Source organism: Erythrobacter sp. (genome assembly GCF_040217515.1).
GTDB lineage: Bacteria > Pseudomonadota > Alphaproteobacteria > Sphingomonadales > Sphingomonadaceae > Erythrobacter.
Genome location: NZ_JAVJPT010000007.1, coordinates 234,031 through 252,075 on the forward strand (window position 1 = coordinate 234,031; position 18,045 = coordinate 252,075).

The 18,045-nt window shown below is 66.2% G+C and carries 22 protein-coding genes and 1 tRNA gene; 6 read left to right on the forward strand and 17 right to left on the reverse strand.

Annotated elements, in window-relative coordinates:
* Positions 1-129 precede the first annotated feature (129 nt).
* Both RIB52_RS09585 and RIB52_RS09590 read left to right on the forward strand, forming a co-directional pair.
* Positions 130-204: transfer RNA gene (locus RIB52_RS09585), tRNA-Gly, on the forward strand.
* Between the two features lie 222 nt (positions 205-426).
* Complete coding sequence (locus RIB52_RS09590) at positions 427-2,637, forward strand: TonB-dependent receptor (protein WP_350175199.1); 2,211 nt, start codon at positions 427-429, stop codon at positions 2,635-2,637.
* Positions 2,638-2,673: 36 nt separating this feature from the next.
* Here the strand turns inward: RIB52_RS09590 and RIB52_RS09595 are convergent, their stop codons facing one another.
* The 9 genes from RIB52_RS09595 to nadB form a co-directional block, all read right to left on the reverse strand.
* Positions 2,674-2,907, reverse strand: coding sequence for a hypothetical protein (locus tag RIB52_RS09595; RefSeq protein WP_350175200.1), 234 nt, complete (start codon positions 2,905-2,907; stop codon positions 2,674-2,676).
* Positions 2,908-3,000: 93 nt separating this feature from the next.
* A complete protein-coding gene (locus tag RIB52_RS09600) occupies positions 3,001-3,213 on the reverse strand; it encodes a hypothetical protein (RefSeq protein ID WP_350175201.1) in 213 nt (70 codons plus the stop codon).
* 128 nt (positions 3,214-3,341) lie between these two features.
* Positions 3,342-4,529 (reverse strand): saccharopine dehydrogenase family protein, encoded by a 1,188-nt coding sequence (locus RIB52_RS09605; RefSeq protein ID WP_350175202.1) that lies wholly within the window; start codon positions 4,527-4,529, stop codon positions 3,342-3,344.
* A 453-nt stretch (positions 4,530-4,982) separates the two neighbouring features.
* Entirely contained in the window at positions 4,983-5,186 is a 204-nt protein-coding gene (locus RIB52_RS09610; protein ID WP_350175203.1) for a hypothetical protein, read from the reverse strand.
* A gap of 148 nt (positions 5,187-5,334) precedes the next feature.
* On the reverse strand, positions 5,335-5,889 hold the full coding sequence (gene dcd, locus RIB52_RS09615) for a dCTP deaminase (RefSeq protein WP_350175204.1): 555 nt from the start codon (positions 5,887-5,889) through the stop codon (positions 5,335-5,337).
* 91 nt (positions 5,890-5,980) lie between these two features.
* Positions 5,981-6,883 (reverse strand): alpha/beta fold hydrolase, encoded by a 903-nt coding sequence (locus tag RIB52_RS09620; RefSeq protein WP_350175205.1) that lies wholly within the window; start codon positions 6,881-6,883, stop codon positions 5,981-5,983.
* Between the two features lie 43 nt (positions 6,884-6,926).
* The gene (locus RIB52_RS09625; RefSeq protein ID WP_350175206.1) at positions 6,927-7,877 is read right to left on the reverse strand and encodes a TraB/GumN family protein; all 951 of its coding nucleotides are present in this window, start codon (positions 7,875-7,877) and stop codon (positions 6,927-6,929) included.
* 70 nt (positions 7,878-7,947) lie between these two features.
* Positions 7,948-8,415 (reverse strand): hypothetical protein, encoded by a 468-nt coding sequence (locus RIB52_RS09630; RefSeq protein ID WP_350175207.1) that lies wholly within the window; start codon positions 8,413-8,415, stop codon positions 7,948-7,950.
* Entirely contained in the window at positions 8,412-10,055 is a 1,644-nt protein-coding gene (nadB, locus tag RIB52_RS09635) for an L-aspartate oxidase (protein ID WP_350175208.1), read from the reverse strand. The genes RIB52_RS09630 and nadB overlap by 4 nt, the downstream gene beginning before the upstream one ends.
* Positions 10,056-10,214: 159 nt before the next feature.
* On the opposite strand from nadB, the gene RIB52_RS09640 reads away from it, so the two are divergent.
* Entirely contained in the window at positions 10,215-10,358 is a 144-nt protein-coding gene (locus RIB52_RS09640) for a hypothetical protein (protein WP_350175209.1), read from the forward strand.
* A gap of 46 nt (positions 10,359-10,404) precedes the next feature.
* Here the strand turns inward: RIB52_RS09640 and RIB52_RS09645 are convergent, their stop codons facing one another.
* Positions 10,405-11,370, reverse strand: coding sequence for an ABC transporter ATP-binding protein (locus tag RIB52_RS09645; protein WP_350175210.1), 966 nt, complete (start codon positions 11,368-11,370; stop codon positions 10,405-10,407).
* A 118-nt stretch (positions 11,371-11,488) separates the two neighbouring features.
* Here RIB52_RS09645 and RIB52_RS09650 point away from each other — a divergent pair, with 118 nt between their 5' ends.
* The 3 genes from RIB52_RS09650 (at position 11,489) to RIB52_RS09660 (ending at position 13,061) form a co-directional block, all read left to right on the forward strand.
* Positions 11,489-11,749, forward strand: coding sequence for a zinc-finger domain-containing protein (locus RIB52_RS09650; protein WP_350175211.1), 261 nt, complete (start codon positions 11,489-11,491; stop codon positions 11,747-11,749).
* 151 nt (positions 11,750-11,900) lie between these two features.
* Complete coding sequence (locus RIB52_RS09655) at positions 11,901-12,455, forward strand: DUF4402 domain-containing protein (protein WP_350175212.1); 555 nt, start codon at positions 11,901-11,903, stop codon at positions 12,453-12,455.
* A 69-nt stretch (positions 12,456-12,524) separates the two neighbouring features.
* Positions 12,525-13,061 (forward strand): hypothetical protein, encoded by a 537-nt coding sequence (locus RIB52_RS09660; RefSeq protein WP_350175213.1) that lies wholly within the window; start codon positions 12,525-12,527, stop codon positions 13,059-13,061.
* A gap of 2 nt (positions 13,062-13,063) precedes the next feature.
* Here the strand turns inward: RIB52_RS09660 and RIB52_RS09665 are convergent, their stop codons facing one another.
* From RIB52_RS09665 to RIB52_RS09695, 7 genes are all read right to left on the reverse strand, one after another.
* Positions 13,064-14,050, reverse strand: a complete 987-nt coding sequence (locus RIB52_RS09665; RefSeq protein WP_350175214.1) for an NAD(P)H-dependent flavin oxidoreductase — start codon at positions 14,048-14,050, stop codon at positions 13,064-13,066.
* Between the two features lie 114 nt (positions 14,051-14,164).
* Positions 14,165-15,352, reverse strand: a complete 1,188-nt coding sequence (locus tag RIB52_RS09670; protein WP_350175215.1) for an NRAMP family divalent metal transporter — start codon at positions 15,350-15,352, stop codon at positions 14,165-14,167.
* Positions 15,353-15,394: 42 nt separating this feature from the next.
* The gene (locus tag RIB52_RS09675; protein WP_350175216.1) at positions 15,395-16,054 is read right to left on the reverse strand and encodes an endonuclease III domain-containing protein; all 660 of its coding nucleotides are present in this window, start codon (positions 16,052-16,054) and stop codon (positions 15,395-15,397) included.
* A gap of 5 nt (positions 16,055-16,059) precedes the next feature.
* On the reverse strand, positions 16,060-16,284 hold the full coding sequence (locus RIB52_RS09680) for a YrhK family protein (protein ID WP_350175309.1): 225 nt from the start codon (positions 16,282-16,284) through the stop codon (positions 16,060-16,062).
* A 13-nt stretch (positions 16,285-16,297) separates the two neighbouring features.
* Positions 16,298-17,005, reverse strand: a complete 708-nt coding sequence (locus RIB52_RS09685; protein WP_350175217.1) for an endonuclease III domain-containing protein — start codon at positions 17,003-17,005, stop codon at positions 16,298-16,300.
* Positions 17,006-17,065: 60 nt separating this feature from the next.
* On the reverse strand, positions 17,066-17,260 hold the full coding sequence (locus RIB52_RS09690) for a hypothetical protein (protein WP_350175218.1): 195 nt from the start codon (positions 17,258-17,260) through the stop codon (positions 17,066-17,068).
* A 91-nt stretch (positions 17,261-17,351) separates the two neighbouring features.
* Complete coding sequence (locus RIB52_RS09695; protein WP_350175219.1) at positions 17,352-17,978, reverse strand: YceI family protein; 627 nt, start codon at positions 17,976-17,978, stop codon at positions 17,352-17,354.
* Positions 17,979-18,045: the final 67 nt, after the last annotated feature.

Consider the following 18,045-nt stretch of genomic DNA (forward strand, 5'->3'; position numbering starts at 1 on the left):
GGCTGCGCGGGATCAAGCGATAAAAGCGCGATTTTTGGGCTTGCCCCCCTTTCGCGGCGCTGCTAACCGCCTCGCCTCCCCGGCGGACACCCGGGCGCATCGCGCCCCTCTTCGCCACGGCGCCAGTGAGCGGGCGTAGCTCAGGGGTAGAGCACAACCTTGCCAAGGTTGGGGTCGAGAGTTCGAATCTCTTCGCCCGCTCCATTTCCCGTTTCCCGGATCCATCCCCCGTGCCTCGGTCGGCAAGCGTGCCGGTCAGTGGCAATGGGCCTTGTGTGTCCTGTTTGCCGCAGGGCAGGGACGAAAGGCCCGATTTCATGGGCGGGAGCGTCGCATCTCGGCCGGGGGCTTGATTTGCCGAATACGGTCTGTAATGGGCGTGATATATTATCACATACCCCCGAACGATCCGAGGATCATCGTCCCATGAAATCGCTCACGTCCCGTATCGCCGTCGCCACGGCCCTTTCCTTCGCGCTCTCCGCCGCTCCCGCCTTCGGCCAGGATGCCGGGGGCAACCAGGACGAGACGCCCGCCGAACGCAAGCAGGACGATGGCGAGCACGTCCACGATCGCGGCGACATCCTCGTCACCGCCGAAGGCCTCGACGAGCTCGACTTCATCGCCGGGCAGGACATTCTCGAACTCGAAAAACTCCAGCGCAATCTCTCCAGCCAGCTCGGCGAAGTGCTGGTCAAGGTGCCCGGCGTGACCGCGACCAGCTTCGCGCCCGGCGCCTCGCGCCCGATCCTGCGCGGTCTCGACGGGGAGCGCGTGCGCGTGCTGATCGACGGGCTGGGCACGGCCGACACCGCCAACACCTCGGCCGACCACGCGACCACGATCGACCCGCTCACCGTCACCCGGGTCGAGGTCCTGCGCGGCCCCGGCGCGCTGCTGTTCGGCAGCCAGGCGATCGGCGGCGTCGTCAACGTGATCGACCGCCGCATCCCGATCGAGGTGCCGGATGAGCCGGTCCATCTCGACGCGCTGTTCGCCGCCGACACGGTGAGCAACCTGCGCAGCGGCGGCGCCTCGCTCGATGCGGCCCTGAGCGAGAACATCGTGGTCCATCTCGACGGGTCGTTCCGCGACACCAACGATCTCGAGATCCCCGGCTTCCAGCTGACCGAGGGGCTGCGCAGCGAACTTCTCGCCGAAGCCGCCGAGGAAGAGGCCGAAGGGGAGTTCGAGGAAGCCGAGGAACTGCGCGAGGCGACCGACCAGCGCGCCTTCGTGCCCAACAGCGACCTGCAGACCTGGACCGTCAATGGCGGCGTGGGGTTCATTTTCGGAGAAAGCAGCTTCGGTGCCTCGGTCGGCTATTTCGACACCGATTACGGCGTGATCAAGCGCCCCGGCACCGAACACGCCCATGGCGAGGAAGAACACGGCCATGGCGACCATGACGAGCACGACGACCATGACGACCATGACGATCACGACGATCACGACGGGGAAGGCCACGATCATGGCGACGAGGACGTGCGCATCGGCCTCGAACAGCTGCGCGTCGACCTGCGCGGCGATATCGCGCTGGGCGAGGGCTTCTTTTCGCGGCTGAAGCTGCGCGGCGGCTATTCCGATTACACCCACACCGAATTCGAAGGCATGGAAGTCGGCACGGTCTTCGACACCGAAACGATCGAGGCCCGCGCCGAGCTCATCCAGAGCCGCGGCGGCGTGATCGGCGCACAGTTCACCTCGCGCGATTTCCAGGCGATCGGCGCGGAAGCCTTCGTGCAGCCCAACGACACCACCCAGTTCGCGCTGTTCACCGTGCAGGAATTCGACCTCGGCGGGATCCAGCTCGAAGCGGCGGGCCGGTATGAAAGCGTCGATGTCGAATCCGAACCGCTCGGCGTGGAGCGCGATTTCGATCTTTTCTCCGGTGCGCTGTCGGCCGTGGTCGTGACCGATGGCGGCGTGCGCTTCGGCCTCACCGGTTCGCGCTCCGAACGCGCCCCGGCGGGCGAGGAACTGTTCGCCAACGGCCCGCACATCGCAACGCAGGCGTTCGAGATCGGCAATGTCGACCTCGATGTCGAAAGCGCGTGGGGACTGGAAACCTTCCTGCGCGGGGATATCGGCGACATCTCCTTCGGTGCCTCGGTCTATTACCAGAGCTTCGACGATTTCATCTTCCTCTCGCCCACCGGGGATGAAGAGGACGACCTTCCGGTCTTCGTCTACCTGCAGGAAGATGCCGACTTTTTCGGCTTCGAGGCGGATCTCGCATTGCCCGTGGTCGAGAACGAGGACTTCACCCTCATCACGGACCTGCGCGCCTCCTATGTCTCGGCCGACCTGCAGGGCGACGGCAACCTGCCGCGCATCCCCCCGGTCAGCCTGCTCGGCGCGCTCGAGGCGCAGTTCGACCGCTTCGACGTGCGCGGCGAGGTGCAGTGGTTCGGCGAACAGGACGAGATCGCCGAATTCGAGACGGCGACCGACGATTTCGCCTTCGTGAACCTCTATCTCTCGATGCGTCCGCTCGAAAACAATCCGAACGTGGTCTTTCAGCTCGCGGGGGAAAACCTGTTCGATGTCGAAGGCCGCCGCCATTCGAGCTTCACCAAGGATTTCATCCCCCTGCCAGGGCGGAACCTGAGGATGAGCGTGCGGCTGTCGTTCTGATCCGCACGGGCTGATCCGCACGGTATCGCCGGCGACCTAGATCGTCAGCGACCAGAAGACGAGGGCGATGATCCAGCCCGCATTGAACACGGCGAACATGGACCAGGTCGTGGCCTTGCTCGCCTGTTTCCTGCCGGGGCCGACAGCGATGTCGGGTTCGCTCCGGAACAGCCGCGCGACATCGCGGGCATGGACCAGCAGCCACGCCCCGCTGGCGAGGGTGATGACCCCGATGAGGAAGATTCCGGCCTGCTGGTAAATGAGCGGCATGTTCGCCTCCGTTTCTCGATATTCGTGAAACCAATGGGCATTGCGCCCGGCAGGTTCCGAAAGATCGGTCGCGGGGGCCGGTCGGGCGGGCGATCAGCCGGAGAGCGAAACGCGCAGCACGATCAGGACTTCGGCGCTGACCGAGAAGCCGAACAGCGTCATCATCGCGCAGACCTGCCGGATGCTGGCGAGCCGTTTGCCCTGTCCGGGGTCCATCGGCAGGACCTGCCGCAGCACCAGCACGACATCGCGCGCATGGAGCACCAGCCATGCCGAGGACAGGATCGACGTGGCACTGAAGATCATCAGCATGGCCTGGATAGGGGGAAGGGAAATGGGCGTGTCTCCGTCGTCCGGCGGCGATGCACCGGTTGCGTTCGTTCCCTCCATCGCACCCAATCCGCGACCCCGCGGGCGCGTTCCCGCGCGTGGGGTCAATCCTCTGCGGCGACCTCTGCGGCGAAGCTGATTTCGGCGTGGTCCTGCAGGCGGTCCACCAGCGCCTTTCCAAGGAAGGAGCCCGGCGTCCCGATCCCGCCTTCGGCCTTGCAATCGAGCAGCGCCATGCCCGTTTCGGCCAGCATGCGGCTGGTCGAGCCATAGCCCGGATCGTACTTGCCCTTCACCGCGTAATGCAGCGTCTCGCCGCCCGGCATCTCGGCCACGAACAGCACGTCGTAATAGCCGTTCTCGCGCTCTTCCTTCGTCGGCCCTTCGCCCGGCTTGGGCGGTTTGGAACCGAAAGGATTCTTCATCATCTCCTGCGCGGCCTCGGCCATTTTCCTTCCCGCATCGCCCGGACTGGTGAGGACCATCTCGTCATAGGTGAAGTCCTCGCCATAGGGGTGGCCGAGCAGGAAATTGGTGCGGTGGACGTTCTTGGTGTTGATCGGTGCCATGACGAAGGGCGCGGCCCACTTGCCGAGATCGTCCTCGTGTTTCGGGACCATGCCCGAAGGCTGGTCCGGGCCCGCGAATCCGGGGGTGAGCGCAAAGGGATCGCGCAGGACACCGAGGATCGCGGGCTTCCTCATGGCCGCCTGCATGGTCGCGCCCAGGCTGGCCGCGGTCCCGCCCGAGAACGTGCCCTCCATCGCCCGGACACGGCCGCGTATGCGCGGGGCGGGCGCACCGAAGCGCGCTTTCGCCGCCTCCTGCGCCATCATCACGCCGAGGTCGAAGGGGATCGAATCGAACCCGCTCGAAAAGCAGATGCGCGCACCGGTCTCGCGCGCCTTTTCGTGGTGCTCCTCGATCTTCTCGGCCATCCACGCGGGCTCGCCGCACAGGTCGGCATAATCGGTCCCCGTCTCGACGCAGGCTTCGAGCAGGTTGTCGCCGTAAAGCTGGTAGGGCCCGACCGTGGTCAGCACGACCTTCGTGCGCTCGCACATGGCTTTCAGCGAGGCGGGATCGTCGGCATCGGCCACCACCAGCGGCGTGTCGGCGCTCGCGCCGATTTCGTCGCGCACCGCCTCGAGCTTCGACTGGCTGCGCCCGGCCATCGCCCAGTTCGGCCCGTCCTCGCGCGCACCATGATGATTGCTCAGATATTCGGCGACAAGGCGTCCGGTATAGCCGGTCGCGCCATAGACGATGATGTCGAATTCGGGGTTGGCCATGCTCTGTCTCCTTTCGCCCCGCCATGAGCGCGCGCGCGGCGGCTGTCAAAGGGGCACTGGAAGGGGCTGGAACAGCGGCCGATCCGGCACGCGCGATACACTGGACACGAGCCCTGGAATCCGGCCGGGCCAAACGGGGGGGAAGTGCGGCCCGCGAATGCGGCCGCCGGCAGGCGGGGGCGTCGCACTGGCGTTTCATCGTGCCGAGGAAATTGCCCTCACCGTTCCGTCGAATGGAGCAGCCGGCCGTCTTGTAAGCGCGCGCAATGAAGCTTGGTTATGAAAGCGCCTTCTTCGGTGCAGCCAACACGCTCCTGCGAACCGGCGGCGGCGAGGCCGCCGAGCAGGGCCGTGATGATCCGGCCATCCACGCTCCGATTAGGAGCGACCGGACAAGAAAAACCGGGCCGCATGGCCCGGTCTTTCTGGAATCATCGTGGCGGAAGCCAGCCCTCAGGGGCTGACGGGGTCATCGTCATCGTCGATGAGGAGGATGATGCCGATGGCGGCAGCCACGCTGCCCAAAAGCACCGTAAGCCCGGGCGCGCCGGCGAGTTCGCTTTCGCCGTCCACCGGCGCGACCGAACGCTCGACCTGCGCGGCCACGGGGGCGGCGACGAGCGATGCGATAATGGCTGCAATCGAAATCTTTTTCACTGCCGGCTCCTTTTCCCGGGATCGTCCTCCCGAACATCTAGCAGACAAGAGTTAGCACAAGCATAATAAACACTCAAGCACAGGGCGCGAGCGATGGCATGGGGACGATCGGCTTGGCCATGACACGGCCGGATCAAGCGCATATCGTCTATAACCGCGGCAGCGTTACTCCGCGCTGGCCCATATACTTTCCCGCCCGGTCGGCATAGGTGACTTCTGGACGCTCATTGCCTTTCAGGAACAGGAACTGGCACGCGCCTTCATTGGCATAGACGCGCGCGGGCAGCGGCGTGGTGTTCGAGAATTCGAGCGTGACGTGCCCCTCCCAGCCCGGCTCGAGCGGGGTGACGTTCACGATGATGCCGCAGCGCGCATAGGTGCTTTTTCCCAGGCAGATGACCAGCACGTCCTCGGGCACGCGGAAATATTCGACCGTGCGCGCCAGCGCGAAGGAATTGGGCGGGATAACGCAGACATCGGTTTCGCGGTCGACGAAGGAATTGGCATCGAAATGCTTGGGATCGACGATCGCCGAATCGACATTGGTGAAGATCTTGAATTCGGGCGCGACCCGCGCGTCGTAGCCATAGGAGGACAGGCCGTAGGAGATCACCCCGTCGCGCCGCTGCGCCTCGACGAAGGGTTCGATCATGCCGTTTTCCTGCGCAGCCGCGCGGATCCACTTGTCGGAAAGAATCGCCATGGCGCAACGATTCCCGATGGCCGCTCTCCCGGCAAGCACGCGGGCCGACTTATCCGGCGAAACCCGCGCCGGCAGGGGTGGCCCCGCCCGCTCAGGCCGCCTGCATTTCGGCGCGGGCGTGGGCGGCGATCTCGTCGGCGAGGCGGTCCGCCAGTTCCACCGGCAGGTCGTGGCCCCAGCCGGGGATCGTCACCAGCCGCGCACCGGGTATAGCCATCGCGGTGTCCTCGCCCGCCTCGACCTTGACCAGCGGATCGTCCTCTCCGTGCATGACCAGAGTCGGCACGGTGATCCGCGCCAGCCGCTCGCGCCGGTCGCCATCGTCGATGATCGCGGCGAGCTGGCGCGGCAGGCCGTCGGGATAGACACTGCGGCGGACCGATCTGAGCACCTTTTCGCGCGCCTTTTCCTCGCTCGGGCGGTAGGCCGGGCTGCCGATCGCGCGCTGCACCCGCATCCCGTGGGCGACGACCGCTTCCTCGTCGAGCGAGGGGAGCGGCGCGGTGAGCGCTTCCATCGCCTCTTTCTCCGCCTTGGGCAGTTTCGGATTGCCGGTGGTCGAGAAGATCGAAGTGAGCGTGAGCAGCCTGTCGGCATCGTTCACCGCCATCAGCTGCGCGATCATCCCGCCCATCGACGCGCCCACGACATGCGCCGCGTCGATGCCGAGCGCGTCCATCAGCCCCGCCGCATCGTCGGCCATATCATCCAGCGTGTAGGGCACGCGCGGGGGGAAGCCGAGCTTCTTCCACAGCACCTGCCACATGATCTTCGGCGGCCGCTCGCCGGCCATTTTCTGGCTGAGGCCGATGTCGCGGTTGTCGAAACGGATCACGCGAAAGCCCCGAGTCACCAGCGCCTCGACGAATTCGTCCGGCCACAAGGTCAGCTGCGCGCCGAGGCCCATGATGAGAAGCACCGGCGGGTGCGCGCGGTCGCCGTGGTCCTCGTAGAACAGCTCGATTCCGGTGTTGGGCGTGGTGATTGTCGGCATGGGCTCTCCTTGTGACGGGCAGGTGGGGGAGTGGCACACAAGCCTACGGCGCGGGCGAGTTCAAGTCCGCCACGCCGCCGGCGGGCGCGCCGCGCCAGTCTGGGCCCAGGATAATCGCGCCTTCGCCTTCGAGCATGTCGAGCACGCCGTCCGGCTCGGCCAGCACGCGCAGCGGGACGACCGCTACGATGACGCCGTCCGCACCCATCGCCTGCGTGATCGCGTCCACCCAGATGCCGCGGATTTCCTCGCCCAGCTCGGGGTCCGCCCACGGCCAGCAGGAACCCAGCGCGATCTCGAGCGGGTTTTCCATCGTGGCGGGAATGTCGAAGCGCCGCCAGGCATTGCCGCGCGCTGCGATGATCTCCGGCCCCGCCTCGGCGGCGGTCATCGCGGCTTCGAGACAGGGAACTTGCGTGCGCGGATCGGCTTCGGACAGGCTGTCGAGCAGGTCCTCCCCGCGAAAGCGCGGCGGGCGGATGATCGCGACGTCGGCATCCTCGGCGGCTTCCTCGACCACCTCTGTCGCATCGTCGAGCGTGTCGTCGTCGAAATCGAGCTGGCGGGCGAGCAGGTTGAAAGCGGTGATGAGGAAGGAGGAGCGGTCGTAATCCTTGTCGTATTTTGCCTCGAGTGCGGCGAGGCGGGCGCGCTGGGCCTCGTCGAGATAATCGGCGGCGACGGTCTTGTCCGGCAGTTTGAGAAAGCGCCCGGAGCGGAACATCACGCGGAAGAAATCGCCGGGCGAAAACTTGGGCCGCGAGCGCAGGATGACGGCTTGCGATTCGGCCACCGCCTCCTCCAGCCGGTCGGGCCGCCACGGCGTCGCCTCGGGCACTTCGCGGATTTCGCCGACAAGGATGATCGCGCCGCTATCGGTGTCGATCGTCCACATCGGCGCGCCCGAACGCTGCGCGGTGACGAGGATGGCGTTTTCGGATTGGGGTGCGGGGTCCTGCGCGGCGAGGGGGGCGGCCAACGCGAAGGTGAGCATCAAAGCCCCAAAAAACGTTCGCCTTCGCATGATCGCCCTCCTGATTGAAAGCAGGCAGATGGCTGCAAGTCTAATTGCTCGGCCAAGAATGCTCCGAAACCTCCAAGCGATGTTCCGCCAATTCGTTCCAATCCATCAGCTTCGCTGTCGGCTTGTCGCGCGCCAGAACGTCGACGCAATCGTTCATCGAGACAAACTGGTAATGGGTTACCGGACCGGCGATTTCGTTCATCAGTGCTTTATCGGTCGGGTATTCGGCCCCTTCGACGGTGCGGGCGAAGGAGCCGTCGATGCCGCGCCAGCGCGACGACGAAGTTTCCGTGCTCAGCCATGTCTCGTCGAGCACCCTTAAAGTAAGCACCTCGTCGAAACGAATCGCGATCAAGGGTTTGGGCGCACCCCAAAGTTCCCAAATCAGGACAGCGCTTGTCCCGGCCCACTGGGCAAAACACTCACCCCGCGTATCGGCTTCGTGCTGGACGCCAAGGTCAATGCCGATGCCGAGGTCATATGGCGTATGGATGATCGGGTCGCTCACGGCACCAGCACCGTATCGCGCGGCTCCGCCTCCGTCTCCGGGTAATCGAGCGTGTAGTGCAGCCCCCGGCTCTCCTTGCGGTGCAGCGCGCTCTTCACGATCAGTTCCGCCGCCTGCAGCAGGTTGCGCAGTTCGATCAGGTCGGTCGTCACGCGGAAGCTTCCGTAATAATCCTCAACCTCGCGCTTCAAGAGTTCGATCCGGTGCGCGGCGCGTTCGAGTCGCTTGGTCGTGCGCACGATGCCGACATAGTTCCACATGAAGCGGCGGATCTCGGTCCAGTTCTGCTTGATGACGACCTCTTCGTCCGAATCGGTCACGCGGCTTTCGTCCCACGGCAGGATCGAAGGGGGTTCGCCCAGTTCGTCCCAGCGGGCGAGGATGTCGAAGGCCGCCGCCTCGCCGAAGACGAAACATTCGAGCAGGCTGTTCGATGCCAGCCGGTTCGCGCCGTGCAGCCCGCTTTCGGTGCATTCGCCCGCCGCCCACAGGCCGGGAAGGTCGGTGCGGGCGGAAAGATCCACTACCACTCCTCCGCAGGTGTAGTGCTGCGCGGGGACGACGGGGATCGGCTCACTCGTCATGTCGATGCCGAGGCCGATGAGCTTTTCGTGGATCGTCGGGAAGTGCCCCTTCACGAATTCGGGGCTTTCGTGGCTGATGTCGAGATGCACGTAATCGAGTCCGAAGCGCTTGATCTCGGCATCGATCGCGCGCGCGACCACGTCGCGCGGGGCGAGTTCCATCCGCTCGGCATCGTAATAGGCCATGAACCGCTTGCCGGTGCGCGGATTCGTAAGCCGCCCGCCCTCGCCGCGCACGGCCTCGGTGATGAGGAAGTTCTTGACGTCGAGATTGTAGAGACAGGTCGGGTGGAACTGCATCATCTCCATGTTGGAGACGCGCGCCCCGGCGCGCCACGCCATCGCGATCCCGTCGCCGGTCGCGCCGCGCGGGGCGGTGGAGAAGCGATAGACGCGCCCCGCCCCGCCGCTCGCGAGCACGGTGGCGCGGGCGACGTGGCGTTCCACGCGCCCGGTTTCCTCGTTCAGCGCATAGACGCCCCAGACATGGCCCGCGCCGGAATAATGCTCGCGGTGGCGGTCGGTGATGAGGTCGATCGCGGTGCGCCCGGGCAGCAGGGTGATGTTTTCGTTCGCCCGCGCCGCAGTGAGCAGCGCGTCCTGCACCGCCCAGCCGGTCGCGTCGTCGACATGGACGATCCGGCGGTGCGAATGGCCGCCCTCGCGGGTCAGGTGAAGCGCATCGCCGCTCTCCATCTTCTCGCGGTTGAACGGCACGCCGAGTTCGCACAGCCGGTCGATGCTGCCGGGAGCGCGCTCGATCACGAATTCCACCGCCTCGCGATTGTTCAGCCCCGCGCCCGCGACCATCGTGTCGCGCACGTGGTTCTCGAACGTGTCACCCGCATCCAGCACGGCGGCGATCCCGCCCTGCGCCCAGGCGGTCGACCCGCCGGTCAGCGATCCCTTGGCGAGAACCAGCACGCGCTTCGATTCCGCCAGTTCGAGAGCGGCGGTAAGGCCTGCCGCGCCCGATCCGATCACGATCACGTCGTGGGGCGGGATGTCGTGTTCGCTCACTCCCGCCGCGTTTTCCCCTGCTTTGGCCGTGTTCATCCTTGCGGCTTTGGCGCGCAAAGCGGCGCGGAGCAAGCGAAAGCGCGAAGCAGGTCGCGACCGGGCCGTACCGAAAACGCAACACGAATCGCATAGCTTACCATCATTGCCTCTGGCCGTGAGCGTGTATTGCCACACCCTTTCTTGTTGTTCTGCCTGTTGGGCCGCCACCGCCCGCTGCGCCGCAAGGTCGTCTGGGACGGTTCCGCCTATGTCGGGACATGCCGCCATTGCGACAGGCCGATCCGGCGCAAGTCCCGCCGACAGTGGCGCGCCGATCCGGACAGCGTGCCGGTGCGCTGAGCCTGCCCGGGAGAAGCAGGGCGCTGCCCGCCTGCGAGCCCTTTCCTCAGGCCCCCGTCCCGGTGAGCTGCACGAAAACGTCCTCCAGGTCGGCCTCGCGCGTGGTCACGTCCTCGATCGTCAGGCCCTGCTCCTGCAAAATGGCGAGAACCTGGCCCGCGCTCTGGCGGTCCTTGTCATAGGTGATCTCGACCGAGTGCGCACCGGTAAGGTCCGCGCGGACGAAGGCCTCGTGCGAGGGGGCCTTCGACAGCTCGCTCGCCACGGTCACCGCAACGACCTTTTCGCGCGCCATCTCGACGAGTTCGCGGGTCGGCTTGTTGGCGATCAGCTGGCCGTGATTTATGATCGCGATGCGGTCGCACAATTCCTCGGCTTCCTCGAGATAATGCGTGGTGAGCACCACCGTCACGCCTGCGCGGTTGAGATCGGTGACGAGCTCCCACAATTGCCGCCTGAGTTCGACATCGACCCCGGCGGTCGGTTCGTCGAGCACGAGGATCGGCGGGGAATGGACCATCGCCTTGGCCACCAGCAGCCGCCTTTTCATGCCGCCCGACAGGGTGCGGGCATAGGCGTTGCGCTTGTCTGCGAGCCGCACCGCCTCGAGCAGTTCCATGCTGCGGCGGCGCGATTTCGGGATGCCGTAGAACCCGCCCTGGTTTTCCAGCACCTCGAACGGCGTGAAGAAGGGATCGAACACGATTTCCTGCGGCACGATGCCGATCGCTCGGCTGGCGTTGCGGCGGTGCTCGTCGATGTCGAAGCCCCAGATCTCGGCCCGGCCGGAGGTCTTGTTGACCAGCCCAGCAAGGATGTTGATCAGCGTCGACTTGCCCGCGCCATTGGGGCCGAGCAGGCCGAAGATCGAGCCTTCTGGCACGTCGAAACTGACCCCGCCCAGCGCGAGCTTGCCTTCGGCCTCTTCCTCGCTCTTCGTGCCCTTGATGCCCTTTGGCGGGGCATAACGCTTGGCGAGGTTCTCGATACGGATGGCGGGCTCGGCGGGCATGCTATGCCCATGAAAGATCGGCCCCGGCATGGCAAGGGGGCGAACCCCGCAGGACAGGGGCCGGGGGCAGGTGCGATGGGCGATTGAGCTTGCCGCAAAGCTGTTATACGGGGCACGCATGAACACGCCCCCTCCCGAAGTCCTGCTGGTCGACACGCGCCGCGTCAGCTGCGACGGGTCGAGCGGCATTCGCGGCGGCAGCGGATACCGCCCCGCCGCGCTCGGCCATCCACGCATCTATCTCGAGATCGACGAACACGGCTATGTCGATTGCGGCTATTGCGACCGCCGTTTCGTGCTTAAGGGCGGCCCCGCCGACGGGGTCGACCAGGCGAGCCTGCCCGACATCAACGAAGGCGCCGATCCCGGCCATCGCTAAGCGCCGCCCGGAGCATCACACCGGTCGCCGCGTAAGCCGCGCGCGCTAACCCGTCGCCGACCGCCCGGGCGCAATGCCGCGTGGTTTCAAAGCATTGTTAATGCCTTGCCGCTAACCCGTGCCCACCACGCAAGGACCAGGGCGAGGCCAAATGACCAGAATATCAACGCGCGGGCGCGCCGCGCTCGCGGCTTTGTGCGCCATGACGGCGGCCATGATCCCGGCGGGTGCATCGGCACAGGATGCGGCATCGACCGATGCCCGGGCCTTCGTCGTCACGCCGCTGTCCTTCGTCAAGGACACCGATCTCGATTTCGGCCAGATCGTCGCCGGCGACAGCGCAGGGACGGTGACGATGGATGTTGAGGGGAACATGACGACCACCGGCGGCGTCGCGGCGGCGGGGGGCAATCCGCTGCCGGCCAGGTTCTGGGGCTACGGGACGTTCAACCAGACGCTGCTGATCAATGTCGATCGCAACAGCTACCTTCTCACCCGCGAAGGCGGGACCGAGACCATGCGGCTCGACCGGGTCGCCATCGGCAGCCGCCCGCCGATCCAGATTCGCACCAATCCCCGCCGTTTCCGCATCGCCAATCCCGACGGTTTCTTCGCCTTCACCATTGTCGGGCGCCTGCGGGTCGGGGCGAACCAGCCCTCGGGCATCTATCGCGGCGAATTCGTCGTCTCGCTTGAATATGAATGAGGCAACCATGCGCTGAGCGGCGCTGCGCGCTCATGGCCGGTTCAGGCGCGGCGTGACACAATTCGCGCCATGATGAACCAGAATAGCATCGATTCGACCACCCGTCGCACCGGGCCGCTGCGCCGCACCGGCCTTGCCGCCGCGCTCGCCGCGCTGGCTTTCGCCATGCCCTTCGCGGCAACGGCGCAGGACGGCGGCGCGCCGGAACAGGCGGATGAGGCCGAAAAGGCGGACATGACCAAGGGCGAAAAGCGCCTCGCCAAGCTGCTCGAGGGCCGCGTCGCGGGCGAGCCGGTCAACTGTATCCGCGTCGTCCCGAGCCAGCGCATGGTAACGATCGACAAGACCGCCTATGTCTATGGCCGGGGCAGCACGATCTACGTCCAGCGCACCGCCAATCCCGAAGACATCGACGATAATGACGTGCTCGTGTCGCGCCGTTTCCGGGCGAGCGAACTGTGCCGCCAGGACGTGATGACGACCGCCGACCGCATCCTCGGCTTCTTTACCGGTGCGGTCTTCTTCGAGGATTTCGTGCCCTACACCCGCGTCGAGGATGCCGAGCGGGGCGATGAAACGGCGGCGGAAGGCGATTCCGCCGCCTGATTTCAGGCCGCGACCTTCGTTTTCGCCATTGCATTCATCGAATCGAGGATCGCCTCGGCTTCGCCCATGATCCGGTCGATCAGCTCCTGGCAGCTGGGAATGTCGTTGATCAGCCCGGCCACCATGCCGCAGCTCCACGCGCCCTTGTCCATCTCGCCTTCCATCATGATCGCGGGGTAGACCCCGGCGACTTCCGGCAGGATGTCCTGGATCGTGATCGCGTCGCCCAGTTCCTTTTCCTTTTCCAGCAGGCGCTCGACCGCGTCATTGGTCATCACCCGCTCGGTGTTGCGCAGCGGGCGCATGACCAGCCGCGTGTCGAGCTCGCTCGCCTCGACAATGGCACGTTTCACGTTCTCGTGGACCGGTGCCTCCTTCGTCGCGATGAAGCGCGTGCCCATGTTCATGCCCTGCGCGCCCATGGCGAGGCTGGCGACGAGGCTGCGCCCGTCGGCCATGCCGCCGGAAGAGACGAAGGGGATTTCCAGTTCATCGGCCGCACGCGGCAGGAGGATGAAGTTCGGCACGTCGTCCTCGCCCGGGTGGCCGCCGCATTCGAATCCGTCGACGCTCACCGCGTCGCAGCCGATTTCCTGCGCTTTCAGCGAGTGGCGCACGCTGGTGCATTTGTGGATCACCTTGATCCCCGCATCCTTCAAGGGCCCGAGCAATTCGACCGGATTGCGCCCCGCAGTCTCGACCACCGGCACGCCGCCGTCGATCACCGCTTTCACCAGCCCCGGATAATCGGGCGGCGTGAGCGTGGGCAGGATGGTGAGATTCACGCCGAAGGGCTTGTCGGTCATGTCCTTGCAGCGCGCAATCTCGTTCGCGAGCTTTTCGGGCGTGCCCTGCGTCAGCCCGGTGATGATGCCGAGCCCGCCGGCATTGGACACCGCCGCCGCCATTTCGGCGAACCCGACATAATGCATGCCGCCCTGGATGATGGGATGTTCGATGCCGAACATTTCGGTGATGGCGGTCTTCATGAATGAATCTCCCGTTCGAATCTGACCTGTCGCGCGGGAAACAAGCGGATTCGCGGGCCGTGTGCAAGCGCGCCGTCCCCTCGCCCGCTCGCCGTAGCGTCAGGCACGCACCCTTCAGAGCATGCCGAACACCTTTGCCAGCGACACCGCGCCGAGCATCACCGCGATTCCGGTCACCGCGACCATCGCGCCCGTACCCAGCGCACCGCTCGCCGCCTTGCCCAGCCGGCTGCGGTCGCGCATGGCCAGCATCAGGAACACCGCCACAACCGGCAGCAAAAGCCCGTTGAGCGCCTGCGCCAACACGATCGCGGGGACCGGGCGGATACCCGCCATGCCGAAAGCCACGCCGAGACCGAGCACGCCGCCCCAGACCCCCCGAAACCGTGGGCCGCTGGCCGACCAGCGCGGATCGTCGGCATCGGCAAGCAGCCCGCGCACCGTCAGCGCGGCGGCCAGCGGCGCGGTCACTGCGGAGGACAGCCCCGCCGCGAACAGGCCGAGCGCGAGGCCCGCCCCGGCCCATGCGCCGAGCCGGGCCGTCAGCAGCGCCTCCAGCCGCTCGAAGGAAAACGCCCCGTCGAGCGCCGAGCCGACGATCATGATAGCGAGCGTGATGAGCCCGCCCATGCCGACCGCAACGGCAAGGCCGAAGCGCGTCTCGGCGAGGTCCTTCCCGCGCGCGAGGCTCGATCCGAGGAAGAGGTTGTAGGGGACGACGGTCGTGCCGATCAGTGCGATCACGCCCAGACCCGCGCCTTGCGGGATGGAGGGTATCGCCAGCCCCGCCGCGATCCCGGCAAGCGGCGGTGCGAGCACGAAGGCGGTCACGAGGAACCCCGCGCCCATCATTGCCACCAGTCCGGCGAGCAGTCGGGCGATGCGGGCGGGCGAACCGGCAGCGAGGAGGGTCGCGGCCATCGCCCCGAGCAGGGCCGTGAGGGCCGGTTCCGGCCAGTCGATGCCGAGCGCCGCACCCGCGACCCCGCCGAGAATATTGCCCGCCTCGTAGGCCACGCTGCCGACGACCACCGCCCCGCCCGCAAGCATGAGGGTGAGCGCGCGCTGCCAGCCGTCGGCAAAGCGTTCTCGCAGCACTTCGCCAAGGTCGCGCCCGGTGGCAATGGTGAGCCTTGCGGCGGCCTCCTGCAGCACGAAGGTCGCCAATGCCGAGAACAAGACCGCCCACATGAGGGCCGCGCCGTGCGAGGCGCCCGCGCTCGCCGCGGTGGTGACCGTCCCGGGGCCGATGAAGGCCGCCGCGACAGCCGACCAGAGAAGTATCGCTCCCAGTCGTTTCACCCGCGCCCCGATCCGTGTTTGCCCGTGAGCAGTCGCCGCCGCTCAGGGGACGCTGTCTTCGCGGGCGGCATACCATTCGCACAGGTCCTGCACCACGCAGATGTCGCATTTGGGCACGCGCGAACGGCACACTTTCTTGCCGAACTGGATCAGCCAGAAATGCCCGTCGCGCATCGCCCATTCAGGGCTGCGCTCCTCGAGCTGCTGCGCCGTCTTGTCCGCGGTCTTCGCCTCGGTCAGGCCCAGCCGATTGCAGAGCCGATGGACATGAGTGTCGACCGCGATCACATCCTGGCCGAAGGTAAAGCTCATCACGATGTCGGCGCATTTGCGCCCGATGCCGGGGAGCGAGAGCAGCCCTTCGCGCGTATCGGGCACGGTGCCGTCATGCTCCTCGATCAGGCTTTCGCAGAACTTGCGGATATTCTTCGTCTTCATGTTGTAGAGGCCGGCCGGCTTGATCGCCTCGGCGATGGCATCATCGTCGAGCGCGAGCATCTCCTCGGGCGTTTTCGCCAGCTTGAACAGGGCCTTTGTCGCGGCGGCCGTGTTGCGATCGAGCGACTGGGCCGACAGCATGCAGGATATGCAGGAGCGGAACGCATCGGGCTGGCCCTTCGGCCCCTTCGCATTCCTGGTGCGGCCCGGCATGGCTTCGGACAGGCGGGAGAAGACCTCCTCGACTTGCGAGTGCTCCAACATCGGCCTTACGAACCGTCATCGGCATGGAGATTGACGAAAAACTGCCCGAGCGCGCCGATGAACATGAAGGCCGCGCCGACGATGAACAGCCACACGCCGGTCACCTTCCACGGTTCGAATTGGGGCAGGAACAGCACGCTGCCGACGACGAAGGCAAGATTTCCGAACAGGCCGATCGCGCGGTGGATCCAGCCATATTCCCGGACGATCAGGCGGAGCATATCAATCATGTCGGTCAAGCGTTCAGGGCGCCCGCGAAGTTCCCGTCGCGCAATCGGCGCGCACCGGGCAGTCGCCGCAGCGCGGCGCGCGCGGGCGGCACTCGGTCTGGCCGAGTTTCTTGAGCAGCAGGTGGTGTTCGTCCATGTCGGCCGCGCTCCACTCCTTCGGAACGAGCGGCATCAGCGTGTCATAGGTGCGCGCCGTGTCGGCCTTTGCCGGCACCATCCCCATGCGCTGCATGATCCGGCGATGGTGTCCGTCGATCACCATGGCGCGGCGCTCGAACGTGCTCGCGTTCATGACCCCCGCGCTGTTCTTACGCGCGACACCGGGGAGCCGCTCCAGCCAGGCCATCGCCTCGCCCGTCGGCAGGTTGGACAAGTGCCTCAGGGCAACGCTCCCGCGCTCGGCGACGATCGCGTTGAGGCAGGCTTTCAACCGCTCCGCCGCGACGCTCGGAAAGGTCTGGCGGTGCAGGCGCGCCTCCAGATCGGCCACGCCGGCGGCCGCGACCGCGTCCCACGATTCGTATTCGGCCAGCAGAGCATCGGTCGAAGCGTTGGAGGCGACGGTCTTTGTCTGCGCCCCGATAACGCCGTGGACCAGCACCCATTCCGGCGCGCGGCGCTTTTCCGGCGGGCGCACGATCCGCCCGAAGCGCGCGATCAGAGCGGCCTGCATGCGGCGCAGGGCAGCGGTGCGGGGATCGGGGCCGAGATCGAGCTGCATGGCCCGAGAGGAATGGCCGAGCGCTCGCCCCCGCGCAAGCGCTCGGCCAAGGCCGTGGCGTCAGGTCTTGCCGACGCCCGGCACTTGCCGCGCGATGAACCAGGATGCAGGAACCGACAGCGCGAATGCGGCCAGCGCCGCCAGCGCGATCGGCTGCATGCCCGCCTGGATGTCCATCGTCAGCACGGCAATAACCGCGATCCCCATCAGGGTCGTCGCGATCACGGGAAACAGGACAAGTGCAATCTTGAGCATCGCCTCGCTCTCCTCGCCTTCCGGAAAACACGAGGCAGATTGCCGCGCGATCCACAGCGGCGCATTGATGCGGATCAAAGGAAGGGGAGATCTATTGCGCGCGCTCGAAGGTCAGCGCGAAAGTGACCGGCACGGCCGGAGTGATCGAAGGCAGCCCCGCGATTTCGCGCAATTGCTCGATATTGGGGCCGAGCCCGAAATCCTCGGCATAGACGATCACCGGCTCGCTCGACATGGCGACGACGCGGTCGGGCGCGGTGCGGGTGACATCGACTTGCGTGTCGAACCGGCCTTCGATGCCTTTTAGGCTGAGCGTCGCAGCGAGCGGCTGAGCCGTCGTTTCGCCGATTTCGAGCTCGGCGAAGGCCTCGGGATCGATCGCGGCAGTGACGGTCGCGGTGGGGTAATCCGAAATCTCGAAAAACAGGTCGCGCATGCGCTCGTTGCGGATGTCGACGCCGGTCTCGAGCGAGGACAGGTCGATCGTGACCGTGGCGGTGCCGCTTTCGCTGACCGAGCCGGACAGGCCGGTGAAGCGATTGGTCTCCAGCACCTCGCCCGATTTCACCGAGACATAGGTGAGCCGCGAGGCATCGGGCACGACCTGCCATTCGCCGGTATTGGCGGGCGGCGGCGCTTCGGTTTCGCCTGCGCAGGCGGCGAGGGCAAGAAGGCCGGGCGCGAAGATGAGGATGGCGGTTGTGGCGATGCGGTTCATGTTGGCTCCCCCGATGGAACGATATGCCTCGAACGCGCCCGAGGCGAGTTGGTTGCCGGTCCTCGCG

Excerpts from the sequence above, each read along its gene's own strand:
- RIB52_RS09590 (WP_350175199.1), top strand. The coding sequence starts at position 427 with ATGAAATCGCTCACGTCCCGTATCGCCGTCGCCACGGCCCTTTCCTTC.
- RIB52_RS09595 (WP_350175200.1), bottom strand. The coding sequence starts at position 2,907 with ATGCCGCTCATTTACCAGCAGGCCGGAATCTTCCTCATCGGGGTCATC.
- RIB52_RS09600 (WP_350175201.1), bottom strand. The coding sequence starts at position 3,213 with ATGATCTTCAGTGCCACGTCGATCCTGTCCTCGGCATGGCTGGTGCTC.
- RIB52_RS09605 (WP_350175202.1), bottom strand. The coding sequence starts at position 4,529 with ATGGCCAACCCCGAATTCGACATCATCGTCTATGGCGCGACCGGCTAT.
- dcd (WP_350175204.1), bottom strand. The coding sequence starts at position 5,889 with ATGGCGATTCTTTCCGACAAGTGGATCCGCGCGGCTGCGCAGGAAAAC.
- RIB52_RS09620 (WP_350175205.1), bottom strand. The coding sequence starts at position 6,883 with ATGCCGACAATCACCACGCCCAACACCGGAATCGAGCTGTTCTACGAG.
- RIB52_RS09625 (WP_350175206.1), bottom strand. The coding sequence starts at position 7,877 with ATGCTCACCTTCGCGTTGGCCGCCCCCCTCGCCGCGCAGGACCCCGCA.
- nadB (WP_350175208.1), bottom strand. The coding sequence starts at position 10,055 with ATGAACACGGCCAAAGCAGGGGAAAACGCGGCGGGAGTGAGCGAACAC.
- RIB52_RS09645 (WP_350175210.1), bottom strand. The coding sequence starts at position 11,370 with ATGCCCGCCGAGCCCGCCATCCGTATCGAGAACCTCGCCAAGCGTTAT.
- RIB52_RS09650 (WP_350175211.1), top strand. The coding sequence starts at position 11,489 with ATGAACACGCCCCCTCCCGAAGTCCTGCTGGTCGACACGCGCCGCGTC.
- RIB52_RS09655 (WP_350175212.1), top strand. The coding sequence starts at position 11,901 with ATGACCAGAATATCAACGCGCGGGCGCGCCGCGCTCGCGGCTTTGTGC.
- RIB52_RS09660 (WP_350175213.1), top strand. The coding sequence starts at position 12,525 with ATGATGAACCAGAATAGCATCGATTCGACCACCCGTCGCACCGGGCCG.
- RIB52_RS09665 (WP_350175214.1), bottom strand. The coding sequence starts at position 14,050 with ATGAAGACCGCCATCACCGAAATGTTCGGCATCGAACATCCCATCATC.
- RIB52_RS09675 (WP_350175216.1), bottom strand. The coding sequence starts at position 16,054 with ATGTTGGAGCACTCGCAAGTCGAGGAGGTCTTCTCCCGCCTGTCCGAA.
- RIB52_RS09680 (WP_350175309.1), bottom strand. The coding sequence starts at position 16,284 with ATGATTGATATGCTCCGCCTGATCGTCCGGGAATATGGCTGGATCCAC.
- RIB52_RS09685 (WP_350175217.1), bottom strand. The coding sequence starts at position 17,005 with ATGCAGCTCGATCTCGGCCCCGATCCCCGCACCGCTGCCCTGCGCCGC.
- RIB52_RS09690 (WP_350175218.1), bottom strand. The coding sequence starts at position 17,260 with ATGCTCAAGATTGCACTTGTCCTGTTTCCCGTGATCGCGACGACCCTG.
- RIB52_RS09695 (WP_350175219.1), bottom strand. The coding sequence starts at position 17,978 with ATGAACCGCATCGCCACAACCGCCATCCTCATCTTCGCGCCCGGCCTT.